The sequence below is a fragment of the Thermomicrobiales bacterium genome, assembly GCA_041390825.1.
Lineage (GTDB): Bacteria > Chloroflexota > Chloroflexia > Thermomicrobiales > UBA6265 > JAMLHN01.
This window is the reverse complement of sequence record JAWKPF010000043.1, coordinates 1-21,607: the sequence shown is the minus strand read 5'-3', so window position 1 is coordinate 21,607 and position 21,607 is coordinate 1. Positions and strand designations below refer to the sequence as shown.

At 61.3% G+C, this 21,607-nt stretch carries 24 protein-coding genes; 18 read left to right on the top strand and 6 right to left on the bottom strand.

Annotation, left to right across the window (positions count from 1 at the left end; translation table 11 throughout):
* Positions 1-84 precede the first annotated feature (84 nt).
* Genes tatB through alr form a run of 6 tightly spaced genes read left to right on the top strand, consistent with a single transcriptional unit; the run spans position 85 to position 5,032 of the window.
* Positions 85-732, top strand: a complete 648-nt coding sequence (tatB, locus tag R2855_17885) for a Sec-independent protein translocase protein TatB (GenBank protein ID MEZ4532869.1) — start codon at positions 85-87, stop codon at positions 730-732.
* A gap of 54 nt (positions 733-786) precedes the next feature.
* A complete protein-coding gene (tgt, locus tag R2855_17880) occupies positions 787-1,968 on the top strand; it encodes a tRNA guanosine(34) transglycosylase Tgt (protein MEZ4532868.1) in 1,182 nt (393 codons plus the stop codon).
* Entirely contained in the window at positions 1,965-2,381 is a 417-nt protein-coding gene (acpS, locus tag R2855_17875) for a holo-ACP synthase (protein ID MEZ4532867.1), read from the top strand. Before tgt ends, acpS begins: the two co-directional genes overlap by 4 nt.
* Complete coding sequence (locus tag R2855_17870) at positions 2,378-3,370, top strand: NAD(P)H-hydrate dehydratase (protein ID MEZ4532866.1); 993 nt, start codon at positions 2,378-2,380, stop codon at positions 3,368-3,370. The genes acpS and R2855_17870 overlap by 4 nt, the downstream gene beginning before the upstream one ends.
* Positions 3,367-3,888 (top strand): CBS domain-containing protein, encoded by a 522-nt coding sequence (locus R2855_17865; GenBank protein ID MEZ4532865.1) that lies wholly within the window; start codon positions 3,367-3,369, stop codon positions 3,886-3,888. The genes R2855_17870 and R2855_17865 overlap by 4 nt, the downstream gene beginning before the upstream one ends.
* Position 3,889: 1 nt before the next feature.
* Positions 3,890-5,032, top strand: a complete 1,143-nt coding sequence (gene alr, locus R2855_17860) for an alanine racemase (protein ID MEZ4532864.1) — start codon at positions 3,890-3,892, stop codon at positions 5,030-5,032.
* A gap of 272 nt (positions 5,033-5,304) precedes the next feature.
* Here alr and R2855_17855 read toward each other — a convergent pair whose 3' ends face one another.
* From R2855_17855 to R2855_17830, 6 genes are all read right to left on the bottom strand, one after another.
* Positions 5,305-5,835, bottom strand: a complete 531-nt coding sequence (locus tag R2855_17855; GenBank protein MEZ4532863.1) for an excisionase family DNA-binding protein — start codon at positions 5,833-5,835, stop codon at positions 5,305-5,307.
* A gap of 222 nt (positions 5,836-6,057) precedes the next feature.
* On the bottom strand, positions 6,058-6,489 hold the full coding sequence (locus tag R2855_17850; protein ID MEZ4532862.1) for a hypothetical protein: 432 nt from the start codon (positions 6,487-6,489) through the stop codon (positions 6,058-6,060).
* Positions 6,470-7,327, bottom strand: a complete 858-nt coding sequence (locus R2855_17845) for an MBL fold metallo-hydrolase (protein ID MEZ4532861.1) — start codon at positions 7,325-7,327, stop codon at positions 6,470-6,472. The genes R2855_17850 and R2855_17845 overlap by 20 nt, the downstream gene beginning before the upstream one ends.
* Positions 7,320-8,018, bottom strand: a complete 699-nt coding sequence (locus R2855_17840) for a YggS family pyridoxal phosphate-dependent enzyme (protein MEZ4532860.1) — start codon at positions 8,016-8,018, stop codon at positions 7,320-7,322. The genes R2855_17845 and R2855_17840 overlap by 8 nt, the downstream gene beginning before the upstream one ends.
* A complete protein-coding gene (gene pgeF / locus R2855_17835) occupies positions 8,015-8,812 on the bottom strand; it encodes a peptidoglycan editing factor PgeF (protein ID MEZ4532859.1) in 798 nt (265 codons plus the stop codon). The genes R2855_17840 and pgeF overlap by 4 nt, the downstream gene beginning before the upstream one ends.
* Positions 8,809-10,413: a fused MFS/spermidine synthase gene (locus R2855_17830; GenBank protein ID MEZ4532858.1), complete on the bottom strand. Its 1,605-nt coding sequence runs from the start codon at positions 10,411-10,413 to the stop codon at positions 8,809-8,811. The genes pgeF and R2855_17830 overlap by 4 nt, the downstream gene beginning before the upstream one ends.
* Before the next feature lie 234 nt (positions 10,414-10,647).
* On the opposite strand from R2855_17830, the gene R2855_17825 reads away from it, so the two are divergent.
* From R2855_17825 to R2855_17770, 12 genes are all read left to right on the top strand, one after another.
* Positions 10,648-11,109, top strand: a complete 462-nt coding sequence (locus R2855_17825) for an NUDIX domain-containing protein (GenBank protein MEZ4532857.1) — start codon at positions 10,648-10,650, stop codon at positions 11,107-11,109.
* A 97-nt stretch (positions 11,110-11,206) separates the two neighbouring features.
* Positions 11,207-13,240: an excinuclease ABC subunit UvrB gene (uvrB, locus tag R2855_17820; GenBank protein MEZ4532856.1), complete on the top strand. Its 2,034-nt coding sequence runs from the start codon at positions 11,207-11,209 to the stop codon at positions 13,238-13,240.
* A 15-nt stretch (positions 13,241-13,255) separates the two neighbouring features.
* On the top strand, positions 13,256-14,242 hold the full coding sequence (locus R2855_17815; protein MEZ4532855.1) for a hypothetical protein: 987 nt from the start codon (positions 13,256-13,258) through the stop codon (positions 14,240-14,242).
* A gap of 13 nt (positions 14,243-14,255) precedes the next feature.
* Positions 14,256-14,702 carry a type II 3-dehydroquinate dehydratase gene (gene aroQ, locus R2855_17810; GenBank protein MEZ4532854.1) on the top strand — a complete coding sequence of 149 codons (447 nt, stop codon included), beginning with the start codon at positions 14,256-14,258 and terminating at the stop codon, positions 14,700-14,702.
* 12 nt (positions 14,703-14,714) lie between these two features.
* On the top strand, positions 14,715-15,800 hold the full coding sequence (locus tag R2855_17805; protein ID MEZ4532853.1) for a Xaa-Pro peptidase family protein: 1,086 nt from the start codon (positions 14,715-14,717) through the stop codon (positions 15,798-15,800).
* A gap of 12 nt (positions 15,801-15,812) precedes the next feature.
* Complete coding sequence (gene efp, locus R2855_17800) at positions 15,813-16,370, top strand: elongation factor P (protein ID MEZ4532852.1); 558 nt, start codon at positions 15,813-15,815, stop codon at positions 16,368-16,370.
* A gap of 24 nt (positions 16,371-16,394) precedes the next feature.
* A complete protein-coding gene (accB, locus tag R2855_17795; protein MEZ4532851.1) occupies positions 16,395-16,856 on the top strand; it encodes an acetyl-CoA carboxylase biotin carboxyl carrier protein in 462 nt (153 codons plus the stop codon).
* Positions 16,857-16,862: 6 nt separating this feature from the next.
* Complete coding sequence (xseA, locus tag R2855_17790; protein ID MEZ4532850.1) at positions 16,863-18,056, top strand: exodeoxyribonuclease VII large subunit; 1,194 nt, start codon at positions 16,863-16,865, stop codon at positions 18,054-18,056.
* A 14-nt stretch (positions 18,057-18,070) separates the two neighbouring features.
* Positions 18,071-18,334, top strand: a complete 264-nt coding sequence (xseB, locus tag R2855_17785; GenBank protein MEZ4532849.1) for an exodeoxyribonuclease VII small subunit — start codon at positions 18,071-18,073, stop codon at positions 18,332-18,334.
* Positions 18,335-18,357: 23 nt separating this feature from the next.
* Positions 18,358-19,368: an AIR synthase-related protein gene (locus R2855_17780; GenBank protein ID MEZ4532848.1), complete on the top strand. Its 1,011-nt coding sequence runs from the start codon at positions 18,358-18,360 to the stop codon at positions 19,366-19,368.
* 13 nt (positions 19,369-19,381) lie between these two features.
* Complete coding sequence (locus R2855_17775) at positions 19,382-20,323, top strand: N(4)-(beta-N-acetylglucosaminyl)-L-asparaginase (protein ID MEZ4532847.1); 942 nt, start codon at positions 19,382-19,384, stop codon at positions 20,321-20,323.
* Between the two features lie 6 nt (positions 20,324-20,329).
* Positions 20,330-21,508: a winged helix DNA-binding domain-containing protein gene (locus tag R2855_17770; protein MEZ4532846.1), complete on the top strand. Its 1,179-nt coding sequence runs from the start codon at positions 20,330-20,332 to the stop codon at positions 21,506-21,508.
* The last annotated feature ends 99 nt before the right edge of the window (positions 21,509-21,607 follow it).

Genomic DNA, 21,607 nt, shown 5'->3' with positions numbered 1-21,607 from the left:
ATGCTATACTTCACCGGCGCTCAAGCCGACAAGACACCGCCGACCCGAGCGCCCAAATCCACCAGAGAATGAGGTTGTTTTGCCATGGGTTTCCTCGGAATGGGCGTGCAAGAGATCGTGATCATCGCGATCGTTGCACTCATTATCTTCGGACCAGAGCGTCTACCCGAGCTCGCCGGTCAGGCGGGCAAGCTGTTGCGCGACGCCCGCAGAATGACCTCGGACCTGCAAGGCGAGTTCGAACGGGAAGCGGGCGTGAATGTCCGCGAGCTTCGCAGCCAGGTCGACCGCGAGATTGCCGGCGTCAAGGGCGAGCTTACGGGCGCTACCAACACACTGCAGAAGGAAGTCAATTCGGCCAAGCGAACCGCGCAGAGCGCCGCCAACTCGGCCAACAAGAGCGGCTCCAAGCCGACGACTGCGAAGTCGACCTCGACGTCGTCGTCCTCGACAACAAGCAAGTCATCATCGGTTTCATCTGCAAAGTCCACGGGAACAGCGGCCAAGACCGCGAAAGTGGAAGAAGTCAAACCCATCGCATCCAAGTCGGACCCGCTAGCCGATGTGTCGTTCATGGACAATGTCGGTGAGGCGCCCAGGGTCAGCGTCGCGGCCTCGAACGGAGCGTCCAAGTCCGCTTCAGCCGCATCGACGAGCAGCGCGGACCGTGCTGATGCCGTTCAGCGTGCCCGTAACCGCCGCCTCCAGGCGGGCTACAACCAGCCGCGCTAACGTCTGGTGCCAAACGTTCAAGAACAAATCGATCGCCCATCCACAGGCGAGGCATTGCGAATCGCCTCACCCAACGGGTCGTCCCCGGTTGGTTTCTCGTATCAACTGATCGCGACTGATCCCAGCACGCGCGCGCGGCGTGGTCGAATTCAAACCCGCAACGGCTCGATCGAGACCCCGGTCTTCATGCCGGTTGGCACGCAGGCAACGATCAAGACACTGCACCCGCACGAGGTCGCTCGTCTCGGCGCCCAGATCGTGCTTGCCAACACCTATCACCTGATGCTTCGACCTGGACCCGAGCTCATCGATCTTGCAGGCGGGTTGCATCCGTTCATGTGCTGGGATCGGCCAATTCTCACCGACAGCGGCGGATTCCAGATCTTCTCTCTGGCGCAGCAAGCGAAAGTCTCTGACGACGGTGTGCGCTTTCGGTCGCATATCGACGGTTCATTGCACATGCTGACGCCTGAACGCGCCGTCGATATTCAGGCACAGCTCGGCTCGGACATCATGATGGCGCTCGACCACCTGATCGGGCTGCCGGCCAAGCCGCGCAAGATGCTCGACGCGACGTTGCGCACCCATCGCTGGCTCGATCGCTGTATCGCAGCACTCGCCGAGTCTTGCCGGCCACGCAAGGGCGTGCTCTTCGGCATCTGCCAGGGTGGGATGGATCCAGATCTTCGCCGGTTGAGCGCCCAGTATGTCGCAGCAGCCGACGTTTCCGGCATCGCGATCGGCGGATTGAGCGTTGGGGAAACCAAGGCCGAAATGGCCGAGATGCTGGATGTCGTCGTACCAGAGCTTCCGGAAGGAAAGCCACGCTATCTGATGGGCGTCGGCTCGCCTGAAGACCTTTGGAACGGAGTGGCGCAAGGCGTCGACATGTTCGATTGCGTCCTGCCGACCCGGTTGGCGCGCAACGGTTCGGTCTTCACACCCGACGGGCGCATCGATCTCCATCATCGGAACCATCGGGAATCGTTCGTGCCAATCGATGATTCCTGCGATTGCGAAACGTGCGCCATGTTCGACCGCGCCTACCTGCACCATCTTTTCCGCGCACGCGAGATCCTCGGCCTGCGGCTGGCATCTGTGCACAATCTGCGCTTCCTGGTCCGACAGATGGAAACGATGCGGATCGCGATCGATCAGGGCGCCTTCGAGTCGGCACGATCGACGTTCCTGGACAGATACCGCGTGGCCGGCCCGCGCGCCGAGAGCGCCGCATGATCTACATTCCCGAATTCGATCCAGACAAGTCGGGCGCCATTTCGGTCGGCATTGACATCATAGAAATTGCCCGTGTACAGCGGGTTCTCGACGATTTCGGCGAACGGTTCCTCAACCGATGTTTCACCGAATACGAGCGGTCACGCTTTCGCAACCGCACCGAAGAGCTCGCTGGGCGTTTTGCCGTCAAAGAAGCAACCTCCAAGGCGCTCGGTACTGGCATTCGCGGCATCAAATGGCGCGAAATGGAGACACAGGTGAATCGGCGCGGCAAGCCGGTCCTCGTCCTGCACGGGGACGCGAAAGCCCGCGCCGAACTCCTGGGACTCACAGATTTCAGCGTGTCGATCACGCATTCACGCACCGACGCGATGGCAATCGTTGTTGCAATCAAGGGACCAATCGACTCATGACATCGAGCACAACGGTCGAATTCATCGACCGCGCTTCCGCGCTGGCACTCCTGCCAAGACGCGACGCCACAGCGCACAAGTGGGGAGTGGGCGGCCTCGTCATCGTCGGCGGGGCTCGTGGGTATATCGGCGCTCCGGCGTTGGCGGCCATGGGCGCGGCTCGTTCAGGCGCAGGTATCGTCAGCCTCGCGATTCCCCGCTCCTCGGTGGGCGCCACCGCCGCGCTCGTACCAGAAGCGGTCTTCGTGCCGATGCCGGAAACCGACTCGGCCCACGGCGTCCAGCAAGCGATCGCGCTTCTCGAACCACACATCGCGAAATCGAAGGCGCTGCTCATCGGACCGGGTCTTTCCCGGGATGCCGCCGCTACTGCGTTGCTGTCCGGCATTTTCGGGGAGAACACGAGCACTGCGACGCGCTCCATGGGTTTTGGCTCGATAGCACGGGAGGCCTCCGGGGAATCCAGAAGCACGCTTCTCGATGGATCGATTCCTGCGGTGGTCGATGCGGATGCCCTGCACTGGCTGTCAGAGCAGGAGTCGTGGTGGACGAAGGTTGCGCCAGGGTCGCTCGTGCTGACACCGCACGTTGGTGAGCTTGCGGCCTTGACCATTCGCCATGCCGATGTGATCCTGGCAGATCCCGCCAGCGCGGCAAAGGACGCCGCTGAGGCATTCGGCCAGGTGATCGTGCTGAAAGCCGGTAAGGCGTACATCAGCGATGGGACAGTGGTTCGCACCGTCGAGACCGCCGCCCCAGCGCTCGCCACGGCTGGTACCGGCGACGTGCTCGCGGGCTCGATCGCGGCCTTTCTCGCGCAAGGTCTCGAAGCAGTCGACGCCGCGGCATTGGCCGTCTATGCTGGCACCCAAGCGGCGTTGCGCCTCACACAGGAACTCTCGTCACTTGGCGTGGTTGCCAGTGACCTGCCCGAGGCCATCGCCCGAATCCTTGCTGAGCTCGAGATAGAAAGCGCAGGAACATCGTGAGTCAGGATGAAGTCAGCGTTGCGTCGATCATGCGAAAAAAGGTGCCCGTCGTAGCGCCTGACGACACCGTGCAAACGGTCGCCTCCATGATGGCCCGGAGCGACGTTCCGGGTGTGCTGGTCGTCGAAGATGGCGATCTCCTCGGCATCATTACGGAGTCGGATATCGTCACCCGCAAGGCCGAAGTGGACGTTCCGGAAACCGTCTCATTCTTCGGCGGCTACTTCCAGGCTGGCAAGTTCAGGTTGCCATGGAACCGCGAAACGCACGATGACGCCAGCGACTTCGATCATGAGGTTCGGCGCGTGCTGGCAACGACTGCGCGCGAACTGATGACCTCGCCAGTCATCAATATCGACAAGGACGCCACGGTTCTCGATTTGGCGACCATCATGATCGACCACAACGTGAATCCGGTGCCTGTGGTCACCGGCGACAACAAGATCGTCGGCATCGTTTCCCGCAAGGATCTCGTCAAGCTGATCGCGTCCGAAAGCGATGAGGAAGACGCCGGCTAGCATGCGCCAGCCTGGCGCGCCGCGCCCCGGACACCGACCAACCCGGCTGATCGTCGACCTGGGCGCCATCGAAACCAACGCGCGCAGTATTCGGCGTGAAATCACCGCTGGCGCACGGTTCATGGCGGTGGTCAAGGCGAACGCCTATGGGCACGGCGCGGTCGATTCGGCCCGCGCTGCTCTTCGGGGCGGCGCTTCCGATCTGGGAGTCGCGACGGTTGCCGAGGCATCAGAACTTCGCCAGGCCGGTATCGAGGCGCCCATCCTTGTTCTTGGTTCGTCAGACCCAACCGAAGCGCCGATTGCGGCGCAACTGGACGTCGCCATCGGAGTAGGGGACATGGTGCAAGCGGAGCGCTTGCTAGCGTCCCGCTCGGACTCCCGACAGCTGCACGTCCACCTCAAGATCGACACCGGTATGCGAAGGTTCGGCGTGCATCCTTCGGAAGCGGTCGAGCTGGCGTACCGGCTTGCGAGTGATTCGATGATCCAGTTGGATGGCGTCTATTCGCACTTTGCCGAAGCAGATGAGCTGACGACCGTCCGCATGGACGAGCAGCTCTCCGAGTTTCAGCGCGTCCGCGCAGAGCTCGAAGCAGCTGGTTTCGTCCCGCCGATGGCGCATATCAGCAATAGCGCGGCGCTTCTCCGCAATCGGTCAGCCGACCTGGATATGGTCCGCGCCGGGATTTGCCTGTATGGCATCGCTCCGTCTGAACATGTGAAGGTTCTCGATGGCATGAAACCGGCGCTCGAGTGGCGCGCTACGGTGCAACACATCTTCGAGATGACCCCGGGAGACCGAACCGGCTACGGCGGAACGTACGTTGCCACCGGACAAGAGCGGATCGGCATTGTTCCTATCGGCTACGCCGACGGCTTTCCGCGGGCGCTTTCGAACAAAGGTTGGGTCGGCTTTCAGGGACATCGGCTTCCCGTGCGTGGTCGCGTTTCCATGGACCAGTGCGCGGTGGGGATTCCTGACGGCGTCGAACTCTCGGTCGGCGACGAGGTCACCCTCATCGGAGATGCCTCGTCTGGCGCAGCAACAGCAAACCAGCTTGCGGCGGCGATCGACACGATTGGATACGAAATCGTCGCGCGTATCTCTCGCCGGGTACCAGTGGAGTACATCGACAGCTGACCAACGAGCCCACGACCGCCCCGGAGCTTTCGTTCCTGTCGTCAGCAGCACCGATCCATGAATCGCGGGCCGGATGTCGTGATGGTCGATCCCAGACTCGTTCGGCGCCGGTGCGATCCGGCAGTTCCAGTCTCAGCAGCGTTCGAGACGTCTCAATGCTCGAACGAGCAACTTGAGCTGATCGCCTTGGTGAATCCGTCGAAAACCGCCCCGGAAGAACGAAAAACGGCGCCAATTGGCGCCGTTTCCGCAGATTCATGGTTGCTCTTGCGCTAGTCGGAGGCGCCCAACTCGGCCGCGACCCGCTTCAGATTCTCGATATCCTTGCGCACCACGAAGGTTCGTCCGCTCATATCATCCTTGACATAACTGAGCGTCCGGTCATCCATCCACCGATAGATGGTGGGGCGGGTGACATTGAGCTGTTGCGCTGCATTGCCGATCGAAACGAGTTCGTTCGCCTCGAAGGCCCGGAACTTCGCGAGCGCCAACATGCGCCCAAGCTCGGAGTCCCAGAACGATCGCGGGACCGTGTAGTCGTCCGCGGCCGCCGGCCAAAAGAGAAGCTGAACGATCGAATCGATCGCTGTCAGCACGTGGTCCTTTTGCTCTTTGACTTCACCTCGAGCGAGGCGAGCGAGCTTGCTGAGATCTCTTCCAAGCGGGCCATCGCGCAGGGCGTCGAGCGAAAGCGGCTCGAAGGCGCTTGGGTAAAGCTGGCTAATCAAGCGGTGATGATGGCTATAGACCACTTGCAACGCTTGATCGATTACCGGTTGGTAATCGCGGGAACTGCCTTCCACTCCCACTCCTTACGCGATTCCCCATGCCGTCGCGAACGTATCTTTCGGACTGTACGGTCAGATTGTACGCTCGTGGCGTAGCAATGTCAACGTCATCGCAAATTCGGATGATTCCCAGCCAAACGCCAGAAATCCCGTTGTCTCTCAGTCATAGAAGACGCGCCGAAGCGCACGATGGTTTCGCGGTGTTCGTACACTGCTGAAAAACGAGGCGACCGGCATTCAGCTGCCGGTCGTCATTCCTCGGATGGCCAGTCCGGACACAAAGAGCGCCCCAAGACTGAAGATGAGCAAGGCCTGCCTGGCATCACGTTCTCGCATGTAGCTCCAGATGAAGGGAAGCGCGATGACAGCCGTCAGTCCGTACAGAATGTGAATCGAGGACTCGGGTCGAAAACCCTTGAAGTAAAGGATGACCCCGAACGCCACTTGCGCGATGATCAGCACCTCGCCTATCGCAAGGGCGCCGTTGAAACTCCCGGTGAGCCCGCCACCGGTGAAATACATGAACATGCCCCAAATACCGATCGCCGCCATGAAGAGCATCATGGACGTCGCCAATCGGTCGTGCATCAGCATGATGGTGCTCAGCCTGTTCCTCCCGTCGTCATACCCGGCCAATGCGGCCGGAACGTCATTGCTGGCTCTCGCCAAGAATCTCCAATGCAAAAAGTTGTTGCTGCACTTCCACCGGCGGCCTCTTCACCGCCGGGGCCCCTTCCAGCAAATCGAGGGCAGACGCGCGGGGAAGGGGTGTCAACCCGTCGTCGATCCACCCTCCGAATGTCGCCACATCGGCCACGGCGCGCGACGGCGTGTTGTTCGTCTCTGAAAGGTGCGCCAGGAAGATCGACGGACTGTGTCCAGAACGCTCTCGAACTGTCTCGGTCAGACGCCCGGCGTCGTCGTTCGATAGGTGCCCTACCGGCGACAACACCCTTCGCTTGAGGTGCGCGGGATATGGACCGCGCTTGAGCATGTCGATGTTGTGGTTGGCTTCGACAACAATGACATCGGCTCGGGTCATGGCATCGACGATCAGCGCGTCCCATTCGCCCATATCGGTGAACACGGCCGCCGTGATTGCGCCGAGCGTCACCACTGCGCCGAGCGGCTCGGCCGCATCGTGCGACGTGCGAACGGCCGACACCTCGACACCGCCACATTCGAATCTGGCTCCATGCTTGATCCGCATCCAGTCGCCAGGTCCAAGGCCCATCGCCTGGGCAGTCCCAGACCCGGTGACGATCGGCACGCCCGCTCTGCGAAGTGCCGGCACTGCGCGAATGTGGTCGATATGCTCATGCGTCACATAGGCAAAGCTCAGATCGCCAAGCCTCAATCCGAGCTGCAGCAGTTCTGATCGCAGACGATTCGGCCCAATTCCACAGTCGATCAGCCCGGCAACCGAGCCGTGCTGCACCAGGAGCGCATTGCCGCTGCTCCCGCTCGCAAGTGAAATCAGGCGAACACGATCGGAAGCGCTAGCCACCAAAAATCGCCCGGCCGATGCGCACGTGGGTCGCTCCTTCGGCAATCGCGGCCTCGAAATCGTTGCTCATGCCCATCGACAAAATTGGAAGCGCAACGCCGGATCGCTCCTCGAGCGCACGACCTAACTCGCGCAACGCGCGAAAAACCGGTCGCACCGACTCCTGGTCGTCGACCAGCGGCGCCATCGTCATCAACCCGAGCGGCCGCAATCCGGCGTGGCCAATCACCTGGTCGAGCAACGCATGAGCGTTCTCGGGTGCGCAACCAGCCTTTTGCATCTCGCCAGCTACGTTGATCTCGAGCAGTACGTCGACCGACTTTCCGGCGGCCTCAGCTTGCCGAGCCAAGGCCTCAACCAGCGACGGGCGATCGACCGACTGTATGACGTCGAACAACTCGACCGCTGTCTTCGCCTTGTTGGATTGCAGACTGCCGATCATGTGGAGCTGGGCATCACTTGGCAATGGGACCGCGAACTTCGCTTTGGCGTCCTGCACGCGATTCTCGCCAAAGACCCGCATCCCGAGCGCATATGCTTCATCGACAGCGTCGCGTCCGACGGTCTTTGTGACTCCGACAATAGTCACGCCAGAAGGATCGCGCCCTGCGTTCTCTGCCGCCAACGTCACGCGTTCCTGGACAGCCGAGAGCCGCTGAGCGAGTGCCGAATCGAGCCGTACTTCGGTCATTCGACCACCGCGATGATCGAACCAAAGCGGCCCGTCGTCGGCCCTTGCCCACGATGCGAAAACCATGACGGTCCACCGCAGTTGGTGCAGATCCCGGATCGTTCGATGGCATCGTCACGCAGACCAGCCGCCCGCAACTGCAGGTAGTTCGCCTCGGCCAGGTCGAAATGCCACTGCCCGTTCGGCTTGTTCAGAGCTGCTTCGCCACCGGGAACGCCCAGATCGTTCCATGAGTCTGCCACTTCGTCGCCAACCGCATAGCATGCGGCGCAGATTCCCGGACCAATGAATGCCAGCGTCTCTTCCGGTCCGCTTCCGAACGATTCCACCATCGCGGTGACTGTGGCGCCGCTCACATTGGACACCGTCCCGCGCCAGCCGGCATGCACGACGCCGACCGCTCGAGTCTGTGGATCGCAAAGCACAACCGCGAGACAGTCGGCATGCGTCATCATCACCGCCACACTCGGATCGTTCGTGACCAGGCTGTCGAACTTCCCGAACAATCCGGTGCCGGGAGCCGACCCAGTGCCGGCTTTTCCGCGAGGGACGACTCCGACCTGGTTCCCGTGCACCTGATGCGCGGTCACCAGTGAGGTTGGGTCGACCCCGATGCGGTCACACCAGTACTGCCGCATCTGCCAGGCGTCGTGCGGGTCCCGTGGCTCGGAATAGGAGATGTTGCCGTCGGCGTTGCCAAGTCCGGGAACCCGCCGCGTGATGCCATGTCGGACGAACGGCAGCCGCCCGATTTGCGTGCCCTGCAATGGCTGGAGATCGCTTGGAATCGTCATTCGCCAGTTTCTTCTCGTGCTGCATCAAATATCATGCGGTCGATCAACGTTTCGACCGGGGCGCGATCGTCGGTATAGGGTCGATCGTCCGCCGAGTTCATACGAAGATTGCCGTCTGCGAAGACTTCCGCCGCCACAATCTGCTGATTCGATCCCGGCTCCACCGAGCGCAATCGTGTCTCGATCTGTTCGAGCGTAACTTCCTGCTGGGAAGCGATCACCATCGTATTGTCGTATCCCTGCACGTCCACAAGCCATACCGACGGAAAGACCGCGCTGAGCATAGATGATAGAGCGTCCACCAGACGGAAGTCCGTTTCCGACCTCCCGACGTTGACGACTACCACACCGTCATCGCTCAAGTGATCGGCAACCAGCTGAAAGTACTCCCTGGTCGCCAGATGAAATGGAATATAGGGTTGGCGATAGGCATCGAGCGCGACCAGATCGTAGGTCGCGTCCGAAGTCTCCAGAAAGTACCGGCCGTCTTCAGCGAAGGTCGCGAGTCGTGGATCGTCGAGATCGAAATACTCCTCGGCCAGTTCGAGGACGGTCGGATCGATCTCGACCCCGTCGATCGCAAGGTCTGGATAGGTTGCCAGCAGTGATCGCGCGGACGTGCCGCCAGCGAGACCGACGATGAGCGCTCGTTCCGGATCGACACCCGCCATGGTCGGCGCCAGCAAGAAGTAGTCCCACGGACCACCGGTGAGCACTGAATTCGGGTCGAAGATCGAATGGATCGCGTGGCCATCGTTCAAGGCGAGCAGGTAGCGCCCGTCTTGCTCGAGCACCTGGATGTAGTTGTATTCCGACTCGGCCTCTTTCACGAGCACGCCGCGATAGGGCGGCTTGATCGTTCCCGCCGCCGTCGATGCATGGACAGCCAACGTCGCGGCCAGAAGGGCGGCAACCATGATCGCTCGTCGGCCTCCCTGAGTTGCCACGAGCCCAATCAGCGCCAAAATCATTAGTGTGGCGCCCATGATCAGGAAAGTCGCGCGTGTCCCGAAGAGCGGAATCAGCACGAGCACGGGCAAGAAGCTGCCCACGATGGAACCGACCGTTGAGAGCGCATAGATGTTCCCGGCCGTCTCGCCGCTCGAACGAATGTTCTGGGTACGCATGCGGATCGCGAACGGCGAAATACACCCGAAGAGGAGCATCGGAATCGCCATCAGCAGGAGAGTTGCGAAGAAGGAGCCGAAGAACACGCCGGCGTTCAAATCATCGAAGGCATCGATCGACAGCCTCAAAATCGGTCGAGCGATGACAGGAATGAGCGTTACCGAAAAACCCGCCAATCCGGCAATCACCAGCATGACGCCAAGCGACGGGTCTTTGTCCGCCAGGCGACCGCCAATCGTGTAGCCGATCGCCAGGAACGCCAATGTGAGCCCGATCAGATTGGCCCAGATGAATGTGGAGGTCCCGAAGTACGGCGCGAGCAGGCGCGACATTGCCAACTCGGTGCCAATGCTGGCGCCGCCGCATACGAACACCAGCGCGAGCAACAACCAGCGCTGGAACCGACCCTCGGCCGACGCGGCATCGCGAATCGCAGCATCTTCATTTGAAACGGTGGAGTCTGTTGAAGTCACAATCGAGAATCGGCGCCGCTCAGACCGCGGTACTCGGGGTCACGCTCCCCAGGTCGCTCGAACCGGCAACATGATCGCACGGGCATTTTCCTCCACGGACCGCAAATCGATACTTTTGCGGTCAATCCATGTTATCCGCAAAGTGTTGGCGTGCAGCCCAATACAGTCCTCTCCTTCGGTTTCGTGGTAAAACCTACCGTTCCTGCGGCTCATACGCCTCATTTGGAGGATGGCGTGGCTTCGATCACAACCGATATCGTCGATGCCTATGTCTTTCGACATCGCCATGGCCGCGCGCAGTTCTTGCTGCTTCGCCGCCGCGCCGAGCTGCCACTCGGCAACACCTGGCATGGCATTCACGGCCGCGTGTCCGAAAGTGAAACGTCACTGGAAGCTGCGCGGCGGGCGGTTCGTATCCAGACAGGTCTCTCGAACCTCGACGCGTTCTCCGCGGACTACATCAATCAGTTCTTCGATCACGCAACCGACACGATCGTGCTCGCGCCGGTCTTTGCGTTTCATATGACCGTCGACGCTCCGGTTTCGCTCGACGACGAGTTCGACGATTACGCATGGTGTGACCGGGACGAAGCCACTGGACGTCTCATCTTTGCTGGGCAACGCTGGGCAGTTCGGCACATCGAGGACATCGTCGCGAACCCTGCAGCCGACGCGGACTTCTATCGCCTCTCCTGATCCATTCACGGCCCCATCCAGGTCCTTTCAGTTCGGTCGGCTATAATCCACCCCTTGACCAGATCATCTGATCTGATTTCCGAGGTCCCCTTCCGCTATGGCCAACTTCCGTATCGAATCCGATCTCCGCCCCACTGGCGACCAGCCCCGCGCAATCGAGCAACTGGTCGATGGGCTGAACAACGATCTGAAGCGCCAGGTGCTTCTCGGCGTCACCGGTTCGGGCAAGACATTCACCATGGCCAACCTGGTCGAGCACTACAACCGCCCGACCCTGGTGCTGGCGCACAACAAAACGCTGGCCGCGCAGCTCTATTCCGAGTTCAAGGAGTTCTTCCCAAACAACGCCATCGAGTACTTCGTTTCGTACTACGACTATTACCAGCCCGAAGCGTACGTCGCGCGCACTGACACCTACATCGAAAAAGACACTGATATCAACGAGGAGATCGATAAGCTGCGGCACGCCGCTACCCGATCGCTGCTGACCCGTCCTGACACGTTGATCGTCGCGTCGGTCTCCTGCATCTACGGCCTGGGTTCACCAGAGGAATACCAGAACACGGTGATTTCCCTGCGGCGCGGCGCTCATGAGCGGCGCGATCAAGTGATTCGCCGTTTGCTGGACGTACAGTACGACCGCAACGACATGACCGTTGTGCGCGGTTCGTTTCGGGTCCGGGGCGACACGATCGAGGTCTTTCCCGCCTACGAGGAAATCGCGGTCCGGATCGAGTTCTTCGGTGATGAGATCGAACGCATTGTCGAGGTCGATCCGCTGACCGGCGAACTGCTGGTCGACCGCATCGAGATCGATATCTATCCGGCGCGACATTACGTCACGTCAGCCGACAAACTGCGTGCCGGTATTGCCGATATTCGGGTGGAACTGGCCGAACGGCTGGAGGAACTGCGCAACCAGGGGAAACTGGTCGAGGCGCAGCGGCTGGAGCAACGCACCAATTACGACCTCGAGATGATGGAGGAAACCGGATTCTGCTCCGGCATCGAGAACTATTCGATGCACCTCTCGCGGCTGAAGCCGGGCGAGCAACCGCATACCCTGCTCGACTACTTCCCGAAAGACTTCCTGATGATCATCGACGAGTCTCACATGTCGATACCTCAGGTGCGCGGCATGTATGCGGGCGACCGCGCCCGCAAGGATGTCCTCGTGGAACACGGATTCCGATTACCGTCGGCGCGTGACAACCGTCCGCTGACGTTTGACGAATTCGACCGCATGCTCAACCAGATCGTCTATGTGTCGGCGACGCCGGGACCGTTCGAGCGCGAGGTCGCCCAGCGGACCGTGGAACAGGTCATTCGCCCAACCGGGTTGATCGACCCCTCGATCTCGGTGCGCCCCACCAAGGGACAGATCGACGATTTGCTCCGCGAGATCAATCTGCGCGTCGGCAAGGGCGAACGCGCCCTGGTTACCACGCTCACGAAGCGCATGGCGGAGGATCTGGCCGACTACCTCAAGGAAATGGGGATTCGCACGCACTATCTGCACAGCGAAATCGATACCTTCGAGCGCATCGAGATCTTGCGGGACTTGCGGCTTGGCATCTACGACGTCGTCGTAGGCATCAACCTGCTGCGTGAAGGGCTCGACCTCCCCGAGGTGTCGCTGGTGGCGATTCTGGACGCAGACAAGGAAGGCTACCTGCGCTCGGAAGGTTCGCTCATTCAGACGATCGGCCGAGCCGCGCGGCACGTCGATGGCGCGGTCATCATGTACGCGGACACGATGACCAAATCGATGAACGCGGCGATCGAGGAAACCTACCGTCGCCGCGAAATTCAGATCAAATACAACTCCGATCACGGAATCGAGCCACGCGGCATCGTCAAAGAGATCAAGGACATCACCGAACGCGTGCGTCAGGTTGCTGAGGACGCTGCCGAGTACCGCACCGACCGCTCCGACCAACCTGGAGTCATCATGCAGATGCCCAAGGATGAACTGGTGCGCATGATCAAGGACCTCGAAAGTCAGATGAAAACTGCAGCAAAGAATCTCGAGTTCGAGAAAGCGGCATTGCTGCGCGATCAGATCGTCGAGTTGCGACGCATGTCGGAGCTCGATTCAGCCATTGCGGGCGCGCCAGTTGCTCGCGCCTGAGAAAGGATTGGTTCGTTGACAGGTTATCCGAATGCGACGGGTGGACTGCAGTTCCGCCTGCTGGTCGCACTCCTCGCGCTGATGATTGCAGTCGCCAGCGCCGGAACCCTGGCCCAGGACGCTACACCAGAGTCCACCGACGACGCGTCGTCCAGTGAGCTCACAAGCGAACTTCCACCCCCTGATCTCCCGACATCCAATCAGCAGGGGTATCAGTTCCAGATCGAATCGGACTCTCGCATCGATCTGGATGCGGTTCCGCGCGAAGCACCTGTTTACAAGCTGAACTGGAAAGAACCAACAGCGGCGCGCACCGAGCGCATCGCAGAGAACCTTGGCATCGAGGGCGAAGTCAACGACCGGGGCAACGGCTCATTCGACATCCAGGGCGACCAGGAGCTCTATGTCTCCGCTGGTCTCGTCCAGTTCTTTTCACCGGATCAACCGGAAGAGGGTGAACTGCCGGATGACGAGACCGCCATCGGCTACGCCCGCGAATGGTTGCGCACGGCTGGCCTGCTGCCGAACAATGTCGATGACGGGACGGTTGTCAGCAGATCCGAGGAGACGCAGCGCGTCATCGTGCAGTTCATACCGCTCGAACCGGAGAATCTGGTGGCAGCCTACCCCAGCGCAGTGGTCACCATTGGCCCGAACGGTGAAGTGATCGAAGCCTCGGTTCGTTGGCCAGTCATCGACCGCTACGACATCTACCAACTGCGCGAACCAACCGACGCCTGGGCAGAGGTCGCCAGCGGCGAGGCGTTCCTGGACGTTCAGTTGCCGGAAGGCGTCGCGGACGATCAGGGCGTGGTCAAGGGACGCGCGACCTACTCCTCCATCGAGATCGGCTACACGACCGCCGGACTCCCCGGCGGCGACCAGTATCTCCAGCCGGTCTACATCTTTGTTGGACGGTTCGTTCCAGAGGGTAGCGATTCATCGTATCGTATCCGCGCATATGTCAGCGCCGTCGCGAACAGCGGCGCGCCCGTTGGATAGGATTCGATCGCGCGTGACCGAACGAAAATATCTGGTGCTCAACGGTCCCAATCTCAACCTGCTCGGTACCCGCGAGCCGGCGATCTACGGCCACACGACGTTGCAGGACATCGTCGCCGGTCTCGAAGCGCAGGCCGCGGCCGCCGACCCACCTGCCACGATCGTGGCGCTGCAATCGAACCATGAGGGAGTGCTGGTCGATGCCATCCAGACCCACGGCCCGGACTCGAACGCCATCATCATCAACCCCGGGGCGCTGAGCCACTACAGCATCGCGCTCCGGGACGCGCTCAGCGGCGTGGGCACTCCCGCAATCGAGGTTCATATCAGCAACATCCACGCACGCGAGTCTTTCCGCCATCACTCCGTGATCTCGGCAGTCGCGCGGGGGCAAATCGTGGGCCTCGGTGTCGACGGGTACCGGCTGGCGCTCGATTTCTGTTTGAAGACCTACCCGTAGCCGAGGGATCTCATGACCAATCGTGTCGAGCAACTTCGATCCGTTCTTGCCTCTGAAGATTGGGATGCGATCCTGATCTCCGATCAGGACAACCGGTATTTCGTCAGCGGTTATCGGGCTGACGATCACTCCGGTCGTTCCGCCGGAGTGTTACTCGTTACCCCTTCGTCCGCGCAGCTCTATACCAACCCGAACAACATCGACTGGGCTCAGGCCGCGGCTCCGGAATTCGAGGCCGTCAAGTCGACCGCTCCATGGGAAAAGCAGGTCGGCGAAGCCATCAAGGCTGACGGCGCAAGACGGGTCGGAATCGAAACCGCCACCCTGCCACATGACTCCTTTGTTCGCCTGAGCGAGCACCTCGGCAGCATCGAGATCGTTTCGATCGGGGACCAAATCGACCGCCTGCGTTGGGTCAAGACGCCCGAAGAGGTCAGCTACCACCGGCGGGCGATCGAGATCACCGACATCGCGTACGAGCGGGCGCTCGAGGCGCTGCGGCCGGGTATCACCGAACGCGAAATCGCCAATCTGATCGCAATCTCGTTTCTCGATCAAGGCGCCGACGGCTGGGGATTCCCGCCCACGGTGGCGTTCGGTCCAAATTCGGCCAAGCCGCACCACGAACCTGGTGATCGTCCCCTGGAGGAGCACGAGGCGATCATCATGGATATCGGCGCCACGGTGCATGGCTATACCGCCGACCTGACTCGCACCAATTGGCTCGGAGAGCCGCCTGCTCAACTGGCGGAGATTTACACTATCGTTCAGGCTGCCCAGGATGCCGCGCTTGCTACGATTCGTGCCGGTGTTCCTGCGAACGTGGTCGATGCGGCGGCGCGTGATGTGATCACAGCGGCCGGATACGGTGAGCAGTTCGTCCATGGTCTTGGACATGGAATTGGGGTTCGCATACATGACGGCCCATTCATGCATTCCAGGAACGACGACCCGTTGCCTGCCAACTCGATCCTCACGGTCGAGCCAGGCATCTACTTGCGAGGATTTGGTGGAGTACGCATCGAGGATGTCGTGCTCGTGACTGATGAAGGACATGAGGTGCTGACGCGCGCGCCCAAGAAGCCGCGGGTCAGATAAGGAGAAAGCGCATTGATCGAGACTGGAGATGTCCGAAAGGGCACGACGATGGAGTTCGACAACCGGTTGGTGAAGGTTGTCGATTTCTCGCACAACAAGCAGGGGCGCGGCTCCGCTCAACTGCGCATGACGCTCCGTGACCTTCGGACCGGCGCGATAACGACTCATTCCGTTCAGGCTGGCGCGCGGTTTCCTGCCGTACGGTTGGAGCGCAAGCACGTTCAGTTCCTGTACCGGGATGCTGACGGCTTCAACTTCATGGACCTGGACACGTTCGATCAGTTCACGCTGAGCGAATCCGCCGTCGGCGACGCTGCCAAGTTCCTCAAAGAGAATGACGAGCTCGACGTCATGACGTGGCAGGACGAACCGATCGACCTGGAGCTGCCGACATCGGTCACGTTGGTCGTCACTGAGACCGATCCCGGGCTCAAGGGCGACACCGCCTCCGGCGGCACGAAACCGGCCACGCTCGAGACGGGGCTGGTGGTCAACGTTCCCCTCTTCATCGAAATCGGCCAGCCGCTGCGGGTCGACACCCGCACCGGCGAGTACATCGAGCGCGCCTAACCTGTTCCTGGAGGAAAGTTCGCGATGCCAGACAACGCCGCTTCCTGGGAAGACATTGCCGATTTCATTCAGGACGCCGCCCGTCAGATGCGCGAGTTCGGCCTGACGACGCTCGATGTCGAGCACGAAGGGTCGCGTGTGCGCATCAAGATCGAGGCGCCGCGCAAAGTCGTAGTCGATTCGGCACCAGAGACCGTCTCGGTTCAGACTTCGACACCGGCGCCCTCGAAGCAGGACGACGGACAACTGGTGGTGACATCGCCGATGATCGGCACGTTCTACGCGTCGCCAAGCCCGGGAGAACCGCCGTTCGTCCAGGAAGGCGACGAGGTCGAAGCTGGTCAGGTGATCGGCATCATCGAAGCGATGAAGATCATGAACGAGATCACCTCCGAGCATGGCGGCATCGTGAGCAAGATCCTGGTCACCAATGCGCAGCCGGTCGAGTACGGACAGCCGCTGGTGCACATCACCCCGCTCGATTAGCAAGTCATGCTCGACACGCCACGCACAGTTCGAGAGGTCACGGATCGGATCCGTGACCTTTTCGCGTCAGACCCGACGCTCGCCGACATCTGGATTTCTGGCGAGGTGCTGGAGCTGACAGTATCGCGGTCTGGACACGTCTTCTTCACGCTGGCCGGAGACGACGCCCGCATGCGCTGCGCGATGTTCCGCATGAATGCATTGCGACAACGGTCCCTACCCTCCCCCGGCGCATCGTGCGTCGCGCATGGGAAGATCGAGGTCTACCCGACCGACGGTAGCTATCAGTTTTATGTCGATTTGATCGAGGAGGCGGGCATCGGTCTCGCCGCGCTCGAGCTCGAGCTCCTGCGTCAGCAACTCGAAGCCGAAGGGCTCTTTGCGGAGTCACGCAAGCGAAAAATCCCCGAGCGCCCTGCGGTCATTGGGATCATCACCTCATCCTCGGGCGCGGTTTGGCACGACATACAAAACGTCATGCGGCGGCGCAACCCGTTTGCCCGGCTCATTCTGGCGTCTGCAGCCGTTCAGGGTGATGCAGCTCCCGCTGAACTCGTTGCCGCCCTGCGCACGCTGCTGGCAGTCGATCCGCCCGACGTCATTGTCATTGCTCGCGGTGGTGGATCCGCCTCAGACCTGGCAGCCTTCAACGATGAGAATCTGATACGCGCCGTCTTCGCCGCTCCTGTCCCCGTCATCAGCGCGATCGGTCATGAGACCGATTGGACGCTCCTCGATCTGGTTGCGGATCTCCGGGCGCCTACACCGAGCGCTGCCGCCGAGCTCGTCTCCCCGGCCATTCTCGGCGATCTGCGATCGCTGCGCGAGTCGTTGGCGCTTCATGCAGATCGCTTCGAGCGGGAGCTGGCGATTCGTATCGTCGATGTGGAACGGATTGGCCACCGTATCGACCAACGTGGCTTCCAGGACCGTTGGGATCAATTGCGGCAGTTGCAGTCTTCGCTGCCGCAAGCCGTCCAATCGAGACTCGACCGAACCAACGATCGGCTCCGTCACGCTGTCGCCGTCATGGACGCATTGTCCCCAGCGAAAACCATGGAGCGCGGGTATGCTTTCGTGGAGCATGGAGGCACGGGTCGGCCCGTGCGCGCTGCTGCCGAGCTCGCCCCTGGCGATGCCATTCGTACCCGGTTTGTCGATGGTTCGGTCGAGTCGTTGGTAACCTCGACCGCTTCGTGATCCCAAGAGAGTCGATGTCTACCGACCTGGTTACCGAGATCGCAAACTGGCAACACGCGAGTGTCGACGGCACGTTCGAGGAGTCGATGGCTGCGCTGGAAGCCATTGTTGGGCTCCTGGATGCAGGTGACTTGACGCTCGATCAATCGCTCGCATGCTTCGAGCTGGGAGCGCGATTGAGCCATCGCTGCCAGCAACTGCTCGAACGCGCCGAGCTGCAAATCGAAATGGTGCAGCGATCGCTCGACACCGAAGCGGCATCCGAGCCTCCCTTCTAGACGCATCCATGCACGAAGACACGTTGCCAGTCGGAAAACTCCCGTTCGATCTGCTCGGATCGCTCCTTGCCGGTCTCTCGCTGGACGATGAGTCTGTGGTGGTCGGTCCGGGACTCGGACGCGACGCCGCGGTCATCGATATCGACGGAACACTGCTCGTCATCAAGAACGATCCCGTCACGTTCGTCACCCAGGAAGCTGGCCATTACCTCGTCAACGTCAATGCCAACGATCTGAGCTGCCTGGGCGCGGTTCCGCGCTGGATGCTCGTCACAGCGCTCTTGCCGGAAACTGGCTCTACGCCGTCCCTGGTCGCCGATCTCTTTCAGCAGCTGACCGTGGCCTGCAAGGAACTCGGAATCTCGCTCATTGGCGGACACACCGAGATCACAGAAGGCGTGCCTCGACCGCTGCTCGTGGGAACACTGATCGGCACGGCCGGACCGTCCGGACTGCTCCACCCCGGACGCGCCCAGCGCGGCGACCGGCTACTGCTCGCCCGTCCTGCTGGCATCGAAGGAACCGCGCTTCTTGCCCTCGAGCGCCCGGAGGAACTGAACCAACGCTTCGGAGCGGAGTTCGTCGTTCGCGCTCAGCGACTCCTGCATGATCCCGGCATCTCCGTCGTAGGAATCGCGCGCGCGTTGCTGGAAACGGGCGCCGTGACCGCCTTGCACGACCCCACCGAGGGCGGTGTCGCCAATGGTGTGCGCGAGATCGCTGCCGCATCGGGGCTGGGAGCGATCATGGATCGTGGTCTGGTTCCGTTGCTCGATGAAACGCAGCAGATCGCGGCGCACTTCCACATCGACCCGCTCGGAATGCTCTCTTCCGGAACCCTTCTGGCTGCGGTTTCCGCGTCAGAGGTCGATCGAGCGATCGCCCGATGTAACGAACTCGGCGTCCAGACTGCCGTGATCGGAAAACTCACCGCGACTACAACCGGCTTTCAACTTGTCGAATCCAATCGCTCGGGCGAGCTCCCGGTGTTTCAAACAGACGAGGTAACGCGCGCGCTCGCCATGGGCCGCTAGAGGAGTCGAACACGTGTCGAACGGAATCATCGTCGCATCGTCCAACGGCTCTGTTGGGATCGAAGCGGCTATCGACGTCCTGCGCGGTGGTGGATCCGCCATGGATGCCGTCGTGGTCGCGCTTTCACTTGTCGAGGCGAACCCAGAGGATCACAGCGTCGGTTATTCCGGACTCCCCAATATGCTCGGCCAGGTCGAACTCGACGCAAGTGTCATGGAAGGAAAAGGGCTACGCGCGGGAAGCGTTGCCGCGCTCCAGGACTATCAGGATGCCGCGCAACTCGCCCGTTCGGTGATGGACGGGCTCCCGCATGTCCTGATCGTTGGCGAAGGAGCGCGGCGCCTCGCAGCAGAAACGGGTCTCGAATCGAAGGATCTGACCACCCCCGAATCGATGGCGGTCTGGCGCTCCCGCACGGACGAGCTTGCACTCCTCGGCTCGGCGCAACAGGACTACTACGCGCACATGCGTGACCTCGTCTCGCGGATGAGCTCGGACCCGCAATTGGTCGAAGCGCATGGCACCGTCAACTTCCTTTGTCAGGACAAGTTCGGACGCATTGCCTCAGGGGTCAGCACGTCGGGATGGGCATGGAAGTACCCGGGACGCGTTGGAGACTCTCCCATCATCGGTGCGGGCAACTACTGTGATGATCGGTGGGGCGCAGCTGCCTGCACCGGGCGTGGAGAGATGGCCCAGCGTTGCTGCACCGCGCACAGCGTGGTCACCTTCATGCGATTCGGCATGTGCCTCGAGGATGCCCTCAAGCAGGCCATGCTCGATCTGAAGCAACTGGACGATCCATTTGCCAGCGAGATGAACATCGTTGGACTCGACAAGGACGGAAACGTCGGCGCAGTGTCGTCGACACCGGGCAAAACCTATGTCGTGATGGACGAATCGATGTCGACCTGGGACGAACGGGAACGTCTCATCGTCGACATCTTTGCGTAGGCGCAGTTGACTCGCCTGATCGATGACGACGAACGAAGGGCGCGCCTCGGACGCCGCCACCTGCTGGCGGACGGCCACCGAGCCGAGACGCCTGCGGACGTCGCCAACGCGCTCACGGCCATCCACAGCACCGACCATACCTCGACCGTGCTTGGAGTGCTGGCTCGCACATCATCCCTTTCGATTCCTGACGTGGAGCGGGCTCTCTATCTGGACCGTTCGATCGTCCGCGTGCTCGGTATGCGGCGAACGATGTTTGCGGTGGACTACCGCCTGGCTCCCGCCGTGTGGTCGTCGTTCGATTCCACGGTTGCACGCGATCAGGAGCGGCTCCTCGTGCGTTACATGCATGCGGCAGGGATCGACGATCCTGCTGGCTGGATCGAGGAGTCTCAGCGCCGCCTGCTTGCGTTTCTGGCAGACCATCCGGAAGCCACAAGTGCCGAGATCGGAGAAGGCGATCCGTACCTGAGCGCTCGCCTTCCAATTAGCGGCCCAGGTGACACCCTGACGACACAGTCAGTTGCCAGTCGGTTACTGACGCTCTTGTCGGCCAAGGGCATTGTGCTGCGTGGGCAACCACGCGGAAGCTGGACGTCCTCACAGGTCAGCTGGGTCGAGACAACCCAATGGCGAAATGACTGGCCAGATCGCCCCGGCGCCGACGATGGTGACCTCCAAATCGCCCGTTCGTGGTTGGCCGGGCACGCGCCAGCCACGCTCGAAGATCTTGCCTGGTGGACTGGATGGCCGAAAGGCCGCTCGCGCAAGGCTCTGGATCGCGCAGGCGCTATCGAGGTGCAAACGAGCGCAGGTCCCGGTTTTGTGCTGCCTGACGATGTCGATCCTGTGGAATCGGCTGGCCCATGGGTCGCGCTCCTGCCCGGACTCGATTCGAGCACCATGGGCTGGAGAAACAGAGCGTTCTATCTCGGTAACCATGCGAAGCGGGTTTTCGACAACGTCGGCAATGGAGGTCCCACCGTCTGGGTCGATGGCCGAATTGTCGGCGGATGGGCGCACCGGGATTCAGGAGAGGTGGCTTTCGAGGTTTTCGACGATGTAGGGCGAGAGGCTCTGCTCGCAATCGAGACCCGCGCCGACCAGCTGGAATCGATTCTGAAGGATGTGCGCATCAAGCCTCGCGCACGGCGCTACACCGCTTCCGAGCGCTCACTGCTCTGAGCAGCACTGCCTGATGCAACAGCAAGACCGCCGATCGTTGCCGACCGGCGGTCTCCGAGATTCGCACGCGTGGTAGTGGCTAAAGGTCCTTGTTGAGCG